The organism is Phreatobacter sp. (assembly GCF_030691135.1).
Lineage (GTDB): Bacteria > Pseudomonadota > Alphaproteobacteria > Rhizobiales > Phreatobacteraceae > Phreatobacter.
The window spans coordinates 14083-27871 of the sequence record NZ_JAUYFA010000011.1 but is presented as its reverse complement, the minus strand read 5'-3'; the positions used below and the strand labels follow the sequence as shown (position 1 = coordinate 27871).

Sequence of the window (13789 nt, the reverse complement as noted above, 5' to 3'; positions counted from 1 at the left end):
CCACGACCTTGTTGGCGGCGAGCCTAGCGCCGCCGCGGCGGGGGGACGAGGGGTAAAACGATTGAAATTTGCTTTCAAACTTGAAATAGGATTTTAAATGAGGTCGAGGTACCTGCACCATGAACGATATGACCGAGGACGCGGCACGGCCGGGGCGCGTCACGCTGCTGCAGATCGCCGAGGGACTCGGCGTCTCGACGGCCACGGTCTCGCTGGCCCTGCGCGCCAGCCCGCTCGTCGCCGAGGCGACACGCGAGAAGGTTCAGGAACGCGCCCGCAGCCTCGGCTATGTCTACAACCGCTCGGCCGCCAGCCTGCGCACGGCGCGGACGAACATGATCGCCGTCGGCGTCAACGACGTGGTGAACCCCTATTTCGGCGAAATCCTCGCCGCCATCGAGGAGACGCTGGCCGGGTCCGGCCATACCGTGTTGCTCGGTACCTATTCCGACGATCCGGTCAAGCAGGACCGCGTGCTGGCGACGCTGAAGGAATACCGCCCGGACGGCATGATCCTGTGTCCCGCTAACGGCTCGACCGGTGAGGCCCTGACGACGATCGCCGCAGCGGGAATTCCGGTCGTCCAGATCACCCGTGAGATCGAAGGGGTGGGCCTCGATGTCGTCGCTTCCGACGACGGTGTCGCCACCCGCCTCGCGCTCGACCATCTCCACGACCTCGGCCACCGCCGCATCGCGGTGGTCGGCGGCAACGACACCATGTCGACAGGCCGCAACCGCCGCATCACCTACCGGGCATGGCTGACCGAAAGGCGCCTACCCTTCGATCCGGCACTGATGGTGACCGGCCTCGGCACACGCGACACGGGCTTCGCCGGCATCCAGGCACTGCTCGACCTCGCCGAGCCGCCGACCGCCGCCGTCTGCATGAACGACCTCATCGCCTTCGGCGTGATGATGGGCCTGCGCCAGCGCGGACGGGAGGCGGGGCGCGATTTCTCGGTTGTCGGCGCCGACGACGTGCGCGAGGCCGCGATGTGGGCGCCGGGGCTCACGACGGTCTCCACCCATCCGAGCGAGCAGGGACGCCGGGCTTGCGAGCGTGTGCTGGTGCGCACTGTGAACCCGGCGCTGCCGGCTGCCCGCATCATCCTCCCGCCGACCCTGGTGGTGCGCGGCAGCACCGGTCCGGCCGGCCGGTGAAACGCACCATGCCCGGCGCGGTGCCGGGCATGGCGGGGAAGCAGCAGCGGAGTTCGGACCGTTCCGGCTCAGAACGCCTTCGCCAGCGCCGTCGCCTTCACCTTCGCCTCGGCAAGCGAAGCCTCGGCCGAATCCGGCATGCCGGTATTGACGACCTGCAGCGAGTGGATGGTCTCGAAGCCGAAGAACTTCAGCATCCACTCCACATAGGGCTTCTGGAAGTCGATGGCCTCGGCGCCGGTGCCGGGGCCGTAGGCGCCCATCGATGCCGTTACGACGAGGGCGGGCTTCCCCTTCACCAGGCCGAAATAACCCTGGTCGGGCGACCAGCCGAAGGTCTGGCCGGGCTGGGCGATGACGTCGATATAGTGCTTCAGCACATAGGGAACCGAGAAGTTCCACATCGGGGCGGAGATGACGATCTTGTCGGCGGCCTTGAAGTGCTCGGCAGCGGCGACGACCTTCGCCCAGGCCTGGGCCTGGTCCGCGGTGAAGTCCTTGCCCCCCATCACCGCATATTTGGCATCCAGCGTGGCGCCGTCGAAGGCCGGCAGGTCGGCGGTCCAGAGGTCGAGAACCTCGACCGTGTCGCCGGGATGCGCCGCCTGATAGGCGTCGAGGAAGGCGCGGGCAGCCTGCGTCGAATAGGAGCGACCCTTGCGCGGGCTCGCTTCGATGAACAGCACTTTGGCCATGGGGGGAAGTCCTTGCGTCGGGAACGAAGAGCACGGAGCACCCTTGCTCCTGCTCCCATATGAGCCGTTACACGCCGCAAATAAATTGACGTTATTGCCATGAGATGCTTGCGTACGTGCAAGCAGCAGGAGCCTTGACAGTCATGACGCAGCCGCTGGTCTCTTGGGACGACTACCGCACCGTGCTCGCCGTCTCGTCGGCGCGTTCGCTGGCGGGCGCCGCCGAACTCCTCGCCGTCAACCAGTCCACCGTCTTCCGCCGCCTCGGTGCCATGGAGGAGCGGCTGGGCGCGCGGCTCTTCGAGCGCAGCCGCACCGGCTATTCCCTCACCGCCGCTGGCGAGGGGATGGTCAGGCTCGCCGAGCGCATGTCGGAGGACATCATCGACTTCGAGCGGCGCCTGACCGGACAGGATCTCCGGCCTCAGGGCGAGGTGCGGGTGACCACCAACGACACGCTGGTCGTCCACCTGCTGACGCCGATCTTCGCCTCGTTCCGCAAGGCCTATCCGGAAATCACGCTCGACGTGGTGGTCGGCAACCAGTCCCTGAACCTGTCGAAGCGCGATGCCGACGTCGCCATCCGGGCCACCGCCGACCCGCCGGAAACGCTGGTCGGCCGCCGCCTCGCGGCGATTCCCTGGGCGATCTACGCGGCCGAGAGCCTGGGGATCGCGACGCTCGATCCCGTCGACTATCGCTCCCATGCCTGGATCGGGCTCGGCGACAACCTCGCCTCGCTCAAGCCCGGGCGCTGGCTGGTGCAGCATGTCGGCGAGGACCGCATCGGTTGGCGCATCAACACGGTGCTCGGGCTCGCCGAGGCCGTCGCCGAAGGGGCGGGGATCGGGCTGCTGCCCTGCTTCATCGCCCGGACCTTTCCCAATCTCGTGCCGCTGTCGGGTCCGATCCCGGACATCCCGGGTGCCCTCTGGATCCTGACCCATCCGGACCTGCGTTCCACGGCGCGGGTGCGCGTTTTCATGGACCACGTCGGCACGGAGATCGCCCGCCGCCGCGGCCAGATCGAGGGTGTCGGCGGCTGACGAAGCGCTTCGTCCCCCGCGGGGCCGCGAGGCCGGGATCGCGGGGAACAGCCCGAAGGGTCAGTGCACCAGGACGTCGCCGAGGATGGAGGCGACGATGTCGTGGGTGGCGCGGGCGCGCCCGAGTGCCCTGGCCCGGTCGGCCATCAAGGAGAGGCTGTCCCGGTTGGTGGTGACGAGCTGCGCCGCCCTGTCCGCCAGGGCCGCGACCCTGGGCTCGAACAGGCCGGCGCCGGCATCGACGACATGGTCGACATTGGCGCCCTCCTGGCCCGGAATGAACCCGTAGAGGATCATCGGCAGACCGCGGACGCTCGCCTCGGCGATGGTGCCGGGTCCCGCCTTGGTGACGAGGAGGTCCGAGGCCTCCATCAGGTCACTCATGCGGTCGACATAGCCGAGAGCCGTCACCGGCACCGGCCAGGTCGCCTCCGTGAGCCGCGACTGCAGCGCCGTGTTGCTGGCACAGACGATGACGATCTGTGCGGGCGGACTGCCGGAGCCGGCAGCTGACAGAGCCTTGGCCGTTGCCGCGACGATCGCCTCCATCGGGCCGATGCCGCCACCACCACCCATGACGAGAATGACCGGCAGGTCGGGGTCGAGCCCGAAGGCACGGCGAATGTCGCCGCGTTCGGCGGCGGCTTTGGCAAAATCGGCGCGGATCGGCAGGCCATGCGCGTGCAGGCGCGCGCGCTGAAGGCCTCGTGCGACGGCCAGTTCCACCGCACGTTCGGTGGGAAGATAGACGGCGGCGTTCCGCGGATGCAGCCAAAGGGGATGGATGCCGCCGAGATCGGTGACCACCGTGACGAATGGGATGCGCGGGGCCACCCGCTCGAGCACCGGGAGCACCAGGTGGTTCACCAGCGGGTGGACCGAGATCACGAGGTCGGGCTCGCTCGTCCGCAACAGCGCCTCGATCCGCGCGCGCGACAGCCGACGCACAACCGCGGCCGACGAACGCCCGACCGGCGCCACCGCCGTCAGCCGCCACATGGCGTGCCAAAGGCGGGGCGTGCGGTTGACGACCGAATCATAGGTCGCCGGCATGCGCGAGAACGGAAAGACGACGTGGTCGGTCAGAAGGTCGACGATGGTGACCCGGCAATCCGGCCGCTGGACGTGAAACTCTGCCTCCAGCGCCCGTGCACTGGCGATGTGGCCGCCGCCGGTGCGGCTCATCAGGATGAGCACGCGCAACGGGCGGTGGGCGGGGCCGTCGGCCGGGATCAGTCGGGCAGGGGCGTCTGTCACGCGAAACTCTCCGTTTGCGTGTCTAGCGGCAGTCCCGCTGGAAGGCGAGACCGCCGGACGGGATGGATCGCCGCATCACCTCCCATCACCACGCTTTATCGATCGCCCGACAAAGGCTGACTTGCCCCGGGGCCGCAGCCTCCCGCATAAAGCGGCGCTGAACTTCGAGGGAACCGCCATGCCCGTGCTGCCCACCGCCGCCGACGTCGCCGATGCCGCCCGCTTGATTGCCGGTGTCGCCCGCCGCACCCCGCTCGTCACCGCGCACGAGCTCGACGCGATCACCGGCGGGCGCATCTTCCTGAAGGTCGAGGCGCTGCAGCGGACTGGCTCGTTCAAGTTCCGCGGCGCCTACAACCGCCTCGCGCGCATTCCCGAGGACCGCAAGGCCATCGGCGTCGTTGCCATGTCCTCCGGCAACCACGCCCAGGGCGTCGCCACCGCCGCCCAGCTGCTCGGCATCCGCGCCACCATCCTGATGCCGAAGGATTCGCCGGTCCTGAAGCGCGAGCGCACCGCCGCGGCCGGCGCCGAGGTCGTGCTCTTCGACCGCGAGAAGGACGACCGCGAGGCCATGGCGCGTGAGATCGCCGGCGCCCGCGGCGCCATCGTGGTGCCGCCCTATGACGATTTTCACATCATGGCGGGCCAGGGCACGGTCGGGCGCGAGATCATGGAGGATCTTGGCGCCGCGAACCTCTCGCCGGACACCGTGCTCGTCTGCTGCTCCGGCGGCGGTCTCCTCGCCGGCATCGCGCTGGCGGTCAGCGAGAAGGCACCGGTTGCGAAGATCTATTCGGTGGAGCCGGAGGGCTTCGACGATCACGCCCGTTCTTTCGCCGGTGGCGAGCGGGTGGCGAATGTCAGGCGAACCGGTTCGCTCTGCGACGGGCTGCTGGCCGCGACCCCCGGAGAACTCACCTTCGCCGTCAACAAGGCGCGCGTCGCCGGCGGCCTGGTCGTTTCCGAGGACGAGGTCAGGCGGGCCGTCGCCTTCGCCTTCCGCGAACTGAAGCTCGTCATCGAGCCGTCGGGGGCCGTGCCGCTGGCAGCCCTCCTCGCCGGCAGGATCGACGTCAAGGGACAGGTCGTCGCCGCGATCGTCTCAGGCGGCAACATCGATCCCACACTGTTCGCCGAACTCATCGCCTGAGCCGGCGGGGAAAAAGGCGGCGCGGCAGCCGCCTCAACTCGTCAGGGCCACCTTCTCGATGAAGCTCAGCTTCTCGATGTCCTCGATGCGCGGCAGGCCGGGCACGAGCGGGGCTTCCGGCTCGCGCGGCGCTCGCGGGGTCTCGGCCAGCGGCATATCCGATGTGGACAGCGCTGCCGCCGCCGTCGCCCGGGCCGTCGGCGGGACGTCTTCGGCGGAAGCGCGGGCCGCGGCAGGCCGGGTGACCTGAGCGGGAGGAGCCGGAGCCGGAGCTGTTGCGGCGGCATCGGCGAAGAGCCCGTCATCCAGCATCATGTCGACGTCGGACTGGATAAGGCCCTCGCCGGGCTTTGCCGGCCCGTTGAGCAGCGAGGCCTCTTCCGAAGAGACCGGGCGCGGCGCCGGCCCGGTCGGCGCCCGGCCTTCACCCCAGATCGCCATCATCGAATCGATACGGTCCTCGAGGAAGCGCAGGACGCCGATCACCTTGCGGGTGCGCTGTCCGGTGATGTCCTGGAACGAGCATGCCGTGTAGATGTCGGTGGTCTTGGTGTCGATGAGGTCGCAGACCTCGCCCTCTGCACCCATCTCGCGCAATGTCCAGGCGATCTCCTGGATCGTCTCGGCGGCGCTGAGAATGTCGCCGGTCGCCGTGGCGGTCGCCTGCACGATGGCGTCGAGTTCGACGGAAGCATCCTCGAAATGTCCGGTTCCGGCATCGACGCCCTCGGGCTTGATCGCCGCGATCTCGGCCTTGGTGCGGGCGATGGCATGGGCCATCTCGCGGATCTCCATGCGGACGCGGTCAATGTCGGGCGCCGCCCGTGGTACGGCGACGGCACTCTCGAGCTTGCCGATCGCGTCGAGCACGGCGAGCGTATCGGCGTGACGGTTGCGCCGGGCATATTCGGCGAGGAACCAGCGGCCGCGCGCCGTCTCCATGACGGCCTCTTCGATGGACCGGTAATCGGCCTCGGCGAGGGACACGGGCGCCAGCCGTGACGGGGGCGTGATGTTGTCTGTCATCCGTCAGTCCGCTCTCGCAGGATGGAACGTCCCGGTCTAGAACAGGGACCGGCAAACGATTCTCCGATGAAATCTTAATGGTCCATGACCTTTCCGCAAAATCGGATGATTCAAAGCGTTTTGCGTCGCGGCTCGCGTTTTTCTACGCCGCCCTTTTCATCGGCTTCGGCCTCCACCAGCCCTTCTTTCCGATCTGGCTGAAGACCAAGGGCCTCGCCGATGCGCAGATCGGCATGGTGCTGGCCGGGGGGCAGCTCATCCGCCTCTTCGCGACACCGGTGGTGACCTATCTCGCCGACAAGGCGGGGGTCTTGTCCTACGCCATCGTCATCTGCTGCTGCGCCACCGCCGTGGCCTTCATCGGCGTCGGCCTCGCCGACAGCTTCACCATGATCCTCATCGGTGTCGTCATCACCGGTCTCGTCTGGAGCCCGCTGGTGCCGCTGGTCGACGCCTATGGCCTTGCCGGGGTCGCCAAACGCACCCTCGACTACGGTCGGATCCGCGTCTGGGGTTCCGTCGCCTTCATGGTCACCAACATCGTCGGCGGCCTGCTCCTGACCCTGGTCGCGCCCGAATGGATCGTCTGGATGATCTGGGCGAGCCTGATCCCGCTGGTGATCTCCTCGGTCATGCTGGTGCACGATCGCCGCGACCGCTCGGTGGCGCCGTCCGGGCCGGGCTTCTTCAACCGGCGCTTCGTGCTGATCATGATCGCAGCGGCGCTGCTGCAGGCGAGTCACGCGGTCTATTACGCATTCGCCTCCATCCACTGGAAGTCGCTCGGCTATTCGGGCTTCACCGTCGGCGTGCTCTGGGCCGTCGCCGTGCTCGCGGAAATCGTCATGTTCTGGGTGGCGACCCGCTTCACCCGCGACTGGCGGCCGACGACCTTCCTGCTGATCGGCGGCGCCGGGGGACTGCTGCGCTGGCTCCTGATGGCGCTCGATCCGCCGCTCTGGATCAACGGGCCGCTGCAGATCCTCCATGCCGCCGGCTTCGGCCTCGTGCACCTCGGCACGATGTCCTATCTTGCCGCCCGCCTTCCCGCCCACCAGCGCGCCAGCGGGCAGGGCACCGTCTCGGTCGCCATCGGCGGGGCCATGGCGCTGGCGACGCTGATCGCCGGCTATCTCTATGCCCGCATCGGCGCCTCGGCCTATCTGGCCATGGGGGCGCTCTGCGCCGCCGGTCTGGTTGTCACGCTGATCGCCCGGGCCATGCCGGTGCAGCGACCGGCAGCCCCGGTTCAGCCCCAGAGCGACGGCGTCGGCGGATAGACGATGGCCCCCTCGTAGCGCAGGCCCTCCGGTCTGTCTTCGCGCAGCAGCAGCGGGCCGTCGAGATCGACTAGGAAGGACCTCTGGGCGATCAGCATGGCCGGCGCCATCGACAGCGACGTGCCGAGCATGCATCCCGTCATGATCTTCAAGCCGAGCTTCTCCGCCTCGGTGACGAGCAGGAAGGCCTCCGTCAGACCGCCGGTCTTGTCGAGCTTGACGTTGATCGCATCGTATTTGCCGGCGAGCTTGGCCAGCGAGGGACGATCATGGACGCTCTCGTCGGCGCAGATCGGGATGGGATGGCGCACGTGCCGCAGCGCCTCGTCGTCGGAGGCGGGCAGGGGCTGTTCCACCAGCGCGATGCGGAAGCGCTCGCAGACTGCGAGGTTGGCTTCCAGATTGGCCGGGGTCCACCCTTCATTGGCGTCGATGACCAGCGTCGCGTCGGGAACCGCGGCCCTGATGGCGGCGAGGCGGTCGGCGTCGCTCTCGCCGCCGAGCTTGATCTTGAGGTGCGGACGACCGCACCGCGCCGCCTGCTCGGCCATTTCCTCCGGCGACGACAGCGAGATCGTATAGACGGTCGTCAGCGGCTTAGGCGCCGGCAGTCCGGCGATGTCCCAGGCGCGCTTGCCTGCCAGCTTGGCCTCCAGATCCCACAGCGCGCAGTCCACGGCGTTGCGCGCCGCGCCCGGCTTCATGGCGGTGAGGAGGCCCTGACGGTCGAGGCCGTCGTCGAGGGCGTCGACCATCGCCTCGATGTCGGCGGCGACGCCGTCGACCGTCTCGCCGTAGCGCGGATAGGGCACGCACTCGGCACGGCCGATGGCTGCCCCCTCGCGGATCTCGCAGACGACCACCACCGCCTCCGTACGCGAGCCGCGCGAGATGGTGAAGGTGCCGGCGATCGGCCAGCGTTCGGTGCGGACGGTCAGTTCACGCGATGCCATGATGCTTGCCGGCCTCAGTTCGCCTTGCGGGCGGCCGCCTTGGCCTTCTTCGGCTTCGGCTCGGGCTCGCCATAGAGTTCGGCGAGCGCGTCCACCAGTGGCTCCACGCCGAAACGCACCGGGTCGGTCGCCGGCAGTTCGTACTCGCGCGACAGCCGGTCGAGATAGGTGAAGGCCTGCTCCTCCGAGAGATGCTCGGTGTTGATCGACAGGCCGGTGCAGATAATCGCCGGGTTGGTCAGGCGGCCGAGATTGACCGTCTGCTCGATCACCTCGTCGATGGAGGGAAGCGGCGTCTGGACGCCGCGCATGGTCCGGCGCGTCGGCTCATGGCAGACCAGAAAGGCGTCCGCCTGGGCGCCGTGCAGGAGGCCGAGCGTCACGCCGGCGAAGGAGGGGTGGAAGAGCGATCCCTGGCCCTCGACCACGTCCCAATGCAAGGGGTCGGCAGCCGGCGTCAGCCATTCGGCCGCACCGGCGATGAAGTCGGCGACCACCGCGTCGACGGCGACGCCGCGACCCGAGATGAAGATGCCGGTCTGGCCCGTGGCGCGGAAATCGGCGTCGAAGCCGCGATCGCGCATGCCCTTCTCCATCGCCAGCGCCGTGTATTTCTTGCCAACGGAACAGTCGGTGCCGACTGTCAGCAGCCGCTTGCCCGAGCGCAGGCCGCCCTTGCCGGTGGCAAAGGTCTGCTTGGGATGGCGCACGTCGTGAAGCCGGCGGCCGTGCTTCTTGGCGGCCGCGGCGATCTTCGGAATGTCGGACAGCCTGGCGTGCAGGCCGGTGGCGATGTCCATGCCCGCCTCGATCGCCTCGACGATGCTGGCGATCCAGTGGTCGGGCAGCACGCCGCCGGCATTGACCACGCCGACGACCAGCGTCTTGGCGCCGGCCTTGGCGCCCTGGGCGATCGACAGGTCCGTCAGGCCGGTATCGGCCTTGCAGCCGTCCAGCCGCACCTGGCCGACACACCAGTCGCGGCGCCAGTCGACGATGCCCTGCGCCGTCTTGGCGGCGAGCTGGTCGTGGACGTCCCCGAGGAAGAGGAGATAGGGCTTGGCGAGTTCCATGAGGCGGCCTGCAGCGGAGAATGAGAGGGGCGGCGACCTCGACGGCGCCGGACGGCTCCTTTATGCAGAGACCTTGCGCGTGTGCCAAGCCGGACCAGCGCATGCGACTTATCGAAAATCGCGGCCGTGAGCAGGAAGAGCCTCGTGCCTGAAGCCCAACTGGCGAGCAGAGTTGACGGCAGCCGCCTGACGGTTGCGCTCGGCGGCACCTGGACCGCCGAAACCGCGGGCGACATGGAGCCCAGGGTCGCCAGCCTCATCGCGGAAGGCGGTTCGCCGCAGAGCGTGTTGCTCGACTTCACCGCCGTCCAGCGCCTCGACACCCTTGGCGGCACGCTGGTGCGAGGGATCGAGATGGCCTTCGGCGCGCGCGGAATCCCGGTGCAGCGGGAAGGGCTGTCGAAGGCCGGCGCCGCCATCTATGCCGAGATCGCCGACGGCCTCGCCGAGCCGGCGCCGACACCGGCGAAGCCCAAGCCTGTCATCGTCCAGGGGCTCGACAAGGTCGGTGAGCAGATGGTCGAAGCTGGCCGCGACCTCGTGGCGCTGGTCTCCTTCTTCGGCGAGGTCGTCGCCGCTGTCGGGTCGATCTTCACCGGTGTCGGCCGTTTCCGCCTTGCCGCCGTGGTCAACCAGCTGGACCGGGTCGCGTTCCGGGCGGTGCCCATCATGGCACTCATCACCTTCCTGATCGGCGGGATCATCGCCCAGCAGGGCATCTTCTTCTTCCGCGATTTCGGCGCCGACACCTATGTCGTCGACCTCGTCGCCATCCTGACCCTGCGCGAGATCGGCGTGTTGATCGTCTCGATCATGGTGGCGGGGCGCACCGGCTCGGCCTTCACTGCCGAGATTGGCTCGATGAAGATGCGCGAGGAAATCGACGCGCTGAGGGTCATGGGCCTGAATCCGGTCGAGGTGCTCGTCCTGCCGCGCCTCATGGCCCTGGTGCTCGGCTTGCCGATCCTCACCTTCATCGGCAACCTCTCGGCCATCATGGGCGGCGCCGTGGTGGCGCAGTTCTACGGCCAGATCCCGATCGACATCTTCTTCACGCGCATGCAGGAAGAGGTGTCCCAGCGCCATATCTGGGTGGGGCTCATCAAGGCGCCGTTCATGGCGCTGATCATCGGCCTGGTCGCCTGTATCGAGGGCATGCGGGTCAAGGGCTCGGCGGAGAGCCTCGGCCAGCAGACCACCGCCTCCGTGGTGAAGGCGATCTTCCTGGTGATCGTCCTGGACGGTCTCTTCGCCATCTTCTTCGCCAGTCTCGGCTACTGACGATAGGGTGCTGACGTGGCAGATTATGCGAGCGGCGACATCATCATCTCGGTCCGCGACGTCGCCATAGGCTTCGGCGAGCGCCTGATCATCGACGGCCTCGACCTCGACGTCCATGCCGGCGAGGTACTGGGCGTCGTCGGCGGCTCGGGCACCGGCAAGTCGGTCCTGACCCGCTGCATCATCGGCCTCGTGCCGAAGCGCCGCGGCAAGATCACCGTCTTCGATCAGGACCTCGACACGCTCTCCCGCGCCGAGCACAAGGCGATCGAACGGCGCTGGGGCGTGCTGTTTCAGCACGGCGCGCTGTTCTCCTCGCTGACGGTGAAACAGAACATTCAGGTGCCGCTGCGCGAATATCTGAAGCTGTCCGAGCCGCTGATGGACGAGATCGCGCGGCTGAAGATCGCCATGGTCGGCCTCAGGGCCGATGCCGCCGACAAATACCCTTCCGAGCTCTCCGGCGGCATGATCAAGCGCGCCGCGCTGGCCCGTGCGCTCGCCCTCGATCCGGAGATCGTCTTCCTCGACGAGCCGACCTCCGGCCTCGACCCGATCGGCGCCGAGGAATTCGACACGCTCATCAGGACGTTACGCGACACTCTGGGCCTGACGGTGTATATGGTCACGCACGATCTCGATAGTCTGGCGCGAATCTGCGATCGCATCGCGGCACTCGCTGACGGCAAGGTCATCGCAACGGGGACGATGGAGGACATGCTCCGCCATCCACATCCCTGGCTGAAAAAGTATTTCGGCGGCGAACGCGCCCGTGCCGCCCGGGTCAAGGCGTGAAGGATGTGAGCCCAGGCGCATGGAAACAAAGGCCAACACGACGCTGATCGGCCTGTTCACGCTGGGCATGCTGGCGGCATTCGGCCTGTTCCTGTGGTGGTTCCTGCGCGTCGGCGACAGCAGCAACCGCGAGGATTTCCGCATTGTCTTCACCGGGCCGGTCGGCGGCCTGCGCACCGGTTCGGCGGTCTTCTTCAACGGCATCCGCAGGGGCGAGGTCCGGCGCATCGACATCGACCGTGACGATCCGCGCAAGGTGGTCGCCGTCGTCGCCCTCCAGCCGGGGACGCCGGTCTCCTCGGCCACCCGCGCCACCCTCAACGTCCAGCTGCTGTCGGGGATCGCCTCGGTCGGCCTCGCTAACGGACCCGACGTCGCCCAGCCGCTGACCCGCGCGGCGGGCGCGCCGCCGCCGCAGATCGGCCCCGACGTGCCGGGCGGCTCCGACATCATGTCCGGCGCCCAGCAGACGATGAACACGCTGAACGGGCTCGTGAACCGCCTCGACGGCGTCATCGCCAGCGGCCAGGGTTCGTTCCAGCGCAGCCTCGAGAATGTCGAGAGGTTCACCGCGGCGCTCGGCGACAACACCGACAATGTCCGCAACTTCCTCAGCCAGACCGGCGAGGCGGCCCGGCAGATCGCAGCCCTCGCCCAGCGGCTCGACAGGGTCACGACGCAGATCGAAGGCATGATGGAGGGCGCCCAGCCGGGCCGGATCACCTCGATCCTGCGCAATGTCGACGAGTTGACCGCCGGCCTGAACGCGCAGAGCCAGAGCTTCGCCGATCTCCTGCGTGACGCGCGCCAGGCCGCCAGTTCGCTGACCCAGACGCTCGGAACCGTCAACGAGGTCGCGACCACCTTCGACGTGCGCGCCCTGAACCGTACGCTCGTCGGCGCCGATCGCGTGATCGAGTCCCTCGACAGCGAACGCATCGGCCGGGCCATGGCCAATATCGATCGCTTCACCCAGACGCTCGGCGACAATTCCGCCAATGTCGACCTGCTCCTGAAAAATGCCGGCGAGGTCTCCGGCAAGCTCAACGCCATGGCCGACCGGATCGACGGGCTGCTGAAGAGCTTCGCCGGCGATGGAACCAACAATATGTTCGCCGAATTCACTGCGACCGCGCGATCGGTGCGCACGCTCGCCGAACGGCTCGATACCCGGACGGCGCAACTGACGACGTCGATCTCCGGCTTCACGGATCGGACGATCCGCGATATTCAATCTCTGTCGACCGATGGTCGGCGGACGCTGACGGAACTCGAACGGACCCTGCGCTCGCTGGAGCGCAACCCGCAGCGGTTCATCTTCGGCGGGTCGGGCGTGCCCGAATACAATCGCCGCTAGGGCGAAACTGAAGGTTCGGGCGTGCAGCACAACGACGACGTGACGGGATCGAGGCGGGCAGGGCGGTCGGCGGCGCTTGCCGCGACCTTGGCGGTAGCCCTTGCCCTCGCCGGTTGTGCGTCATCGTCCAGCGTTCCCCGCAGCTTCGACATTTCCGCCCCGTCGACCTTCCCGACACTGGCCGGCGCCGTCCGCGGCCAGTTGCTCGTCGTCGAGCCCAAGGCCATCGCCAGCCTCGACACCGAGCGCATCGCGGTGCGCGGTCCCGGCGGCGCCTATTCCTACCTGACCGACGGCGCCTGGGCCGACCGTCTGCCCAAGCTCCTGCAGGCGCGGCTCATCCAGTCCTTCGAGAACGCAAACCGCCTGCGTTCGGTCGGTCGCCCCGGCGACCGGCTGGCATCCGACTGGCAGTTGCTGGCGGAAGTCCGCGCCTTCGAAGTCGTCGTCACCGGCGCCAGCGAAGTGGTGGTCGAGATGTCCGTAAAGATCGTCAACGACCGCTCGGGACGCATCCTTTCCGGCCGGGTGTTCTCGGCACGCGCGCCGGCTGCCGGCACCGACGCGATCAGCGTCTCCGCCGCCTTCAACGGCGCCGTGCAGAGCCTGTTGCGCGAGATCGTGCTCTGGTCGACCGGCCAGGTCTGACGTCTCTAGATCGGCCCCGACGCGAACCCTGCGGCTGCCTCCTGCCTCCTACCGACGAAAAA

The 13789-nt window shown here is 68.1% G+C and carries 13 protein-coding genes; 8 read left to right on the top strand and 5 right to left on the bottom strand.

Annotation, left to right across the window (positions count from 1 at the left end):
* The first annotated feature begins 119 nt into the window (after positions 1-119).
* Positions 120-1163 (top strand): LacI family DNA-binding transcriptional regulator, encoded by a 1044-nt coding sequence (locus tag Q8O26_RS01410; RefSeq protein WP_305572749.1) that lies wholly within the window; start codon positions 120-122, stop codon positions 1161-1163.
* A 68-nt stretch (positions 1164-1231) separates the two neighbouring features.
* On the opposite strand, the gene Q8O26_RS01405 is transcribed toward Q8O26_RS01410, so the two are convergent.
* Positions 1232-1858 carry an FMN-dependent NADH-azoreductase gene (locus tag Q8O26_RS01405; RefSeq protein ID WP_305572747.1) on the bottom strand — a complete coding sequence of 209 codons (627 nt, stop codon included), beginning with the start codon at positions 1856-1858 and terminating at the stop codon, positions 1232-1234.
* Between the two features lie 143 nt (positions 1859-2001).
* On the opposite strand from Q8O26_RS01405, the gene Q8O26_RS01400 reads away from it, so the two are divergent.
* Positions 2002-2904: a LysR family transcriptional regulator gene (locus tag Q8O26_RS01400; RefSeq protein ID WP_305572746.1), complete on the top strand. Its 903-nt coding sequence runs from the start codon at positions 2002-2004 to the stop codon at positions 2902-2904.
* A gap of 60 nt (positions 2905-2964) precedes the next feature.
* Here Q8O26_RS01400 and Q8O26_RS01395 read toward each other — a convergent pair whose 3' ends face one another.
* Positions 2965-4161, bottom strand: a complete 1197-nt coding sequence (locus Q8O26_RS01395; RefSeq protein ID WP_305572744.1) for a glycosyltransferase — start codon at positions 4159-4161, stop codon at positions 2965-2967.
* A 178-nt stretch (positions 4162-4339) separates the two neighbouring features.
* On the opposite strand from Q8O26_RS01395, the gene Q8O26_RS01390 reads away from it, so the two are divergent.
* Positions 4340-5314: a threonine/serine dehydratase gene (locus Q8O26_RS01390; RefSeq protein ID WP_305572742.1), complete on the top strand. Its 975-nt coding sequence runs from the start codon at positions 4340-4342 to the stop codon at positions 5312-5314.
* A gap of 33 nt (positions 5315-5347) precedes the next feature.
* Here Q8O26_RS01390 and Q8O26_RS01385 read toward each other — a convergent pair whose 3' ends face one another.
* The gene (locus Q8O26_RS01385; protein ID WP_305572740.1) at positions 5348-6340 is read right to left on the bottom strand and encodes a hypothetical protein; all 993 of its coding nucleotides are present in this window, start codon (positions 6338-6340) and stop codon (positions 5348-5350) included.
* Positions 6341-6417: 77 nt separating this feature from the next.
* Here Q8O26_RS01385 and Q8O26_RS01380 point away from each other — a divergent pair, with 77 nt between their 5' ends.
* Positions 6418-7620: an MFS transporter gene (locus Q8O26_RS01380; RefSeq protein ID WP_305572738.1), complete on the top strand. Its 1203-nt coding sequence runs from the start codon at positions 6418-6420 to the stop codon at positions 7618-7620.
* Here Q8O26_RS01380 and dgcA read toward each other — a convergent pair.
* Together dgcA and dgcN are read right to left on the bottom strand one after the other, a co-directional pair.
* The gene (gene dgcA / locus Q8O26_RS01375) at positions 7590-8573 is read right to left on the bottom strand and encodes an N-acetyl-D-Glu racemase DgcA (RefSeq protein ID WP_305572736.1); all 984 of its coding nucleotides are present in this window, start codon (positions 8571-8573) and stop codon (positions 7590-7592) included. The genes Q8O26_RS01380 and dgcA overlap by 31 nt on opposite strands.
* 14 nt (positions 8574-8587) lie before the next feature.
* Entirely contained in the window at positions 8588-9646 is a 1059-nt protein-coding gene (gene dgcN / locus Q8O26_RS01370) for an N-acetyltransferase DgcN (protein WP_305572734.1), read from the bottom strand.
* A gap of 144 nt (positions 9647-9790) precedes the next feature.
* Here dgcN and Q8O26_RS01365 point away from each other — a divergent pair, with 144 nt between their 5' ends.
* From Q8O26_RS01365 to Q8O26_RS01350, 4 genes are read left to right on the top strand one after another with little or no spacing between them, the layout of a single operon-like run.
* Positions 9791-10927 (top strand): ABC transporter permease, encoded by a 1137-nt coding sequence (locus Q8O26_RS01365; protein WP_305572733.1) that lies wholly within the window; start codon positions 9791-9793, stop codon positions 10925-10927.
* A gap of 15 nt (positions 10928-10942) precedes the next feature.
* Positions 10943-11722: an ABC transporter ATP-binding protein gene (locus tag Q8O26_RS01360; RefSeq protein ID WP_305572731.1), complete on the top strand. Its 780-nt coding sequence runs from the start codon at positions 10943-10945 to the stop codon at positions 11720-11722.
* Positions 11723-11741: 19 nt separating this feature from the next.
* Positions 11742-13079, top strand: coding sequence for an MlaD family protein (locus Q8O26_RS01355; protein ID WP_305572729.1), 1338 nt, complete (start codon positions 11742-11744; stop codon positions 13077-13079).
* 21 nt (positions 13080-13100) lie between these two features.
* The gene (locus tag Q8O26_RS01350; RefSeq protein WP_305572727.1) at positions 13101-13727 is read left to right on the top strand and encodes an ABC-type transport auxiliary lipoprotein family protein; all 627 of its coding nucleotides are present in this window, start codon (positions 13101-13103) and stop codon (positions 13725-13727) included.
* The last annotated feature ends 62 nt before the right edge of the window (positions 13728-13789 follow it).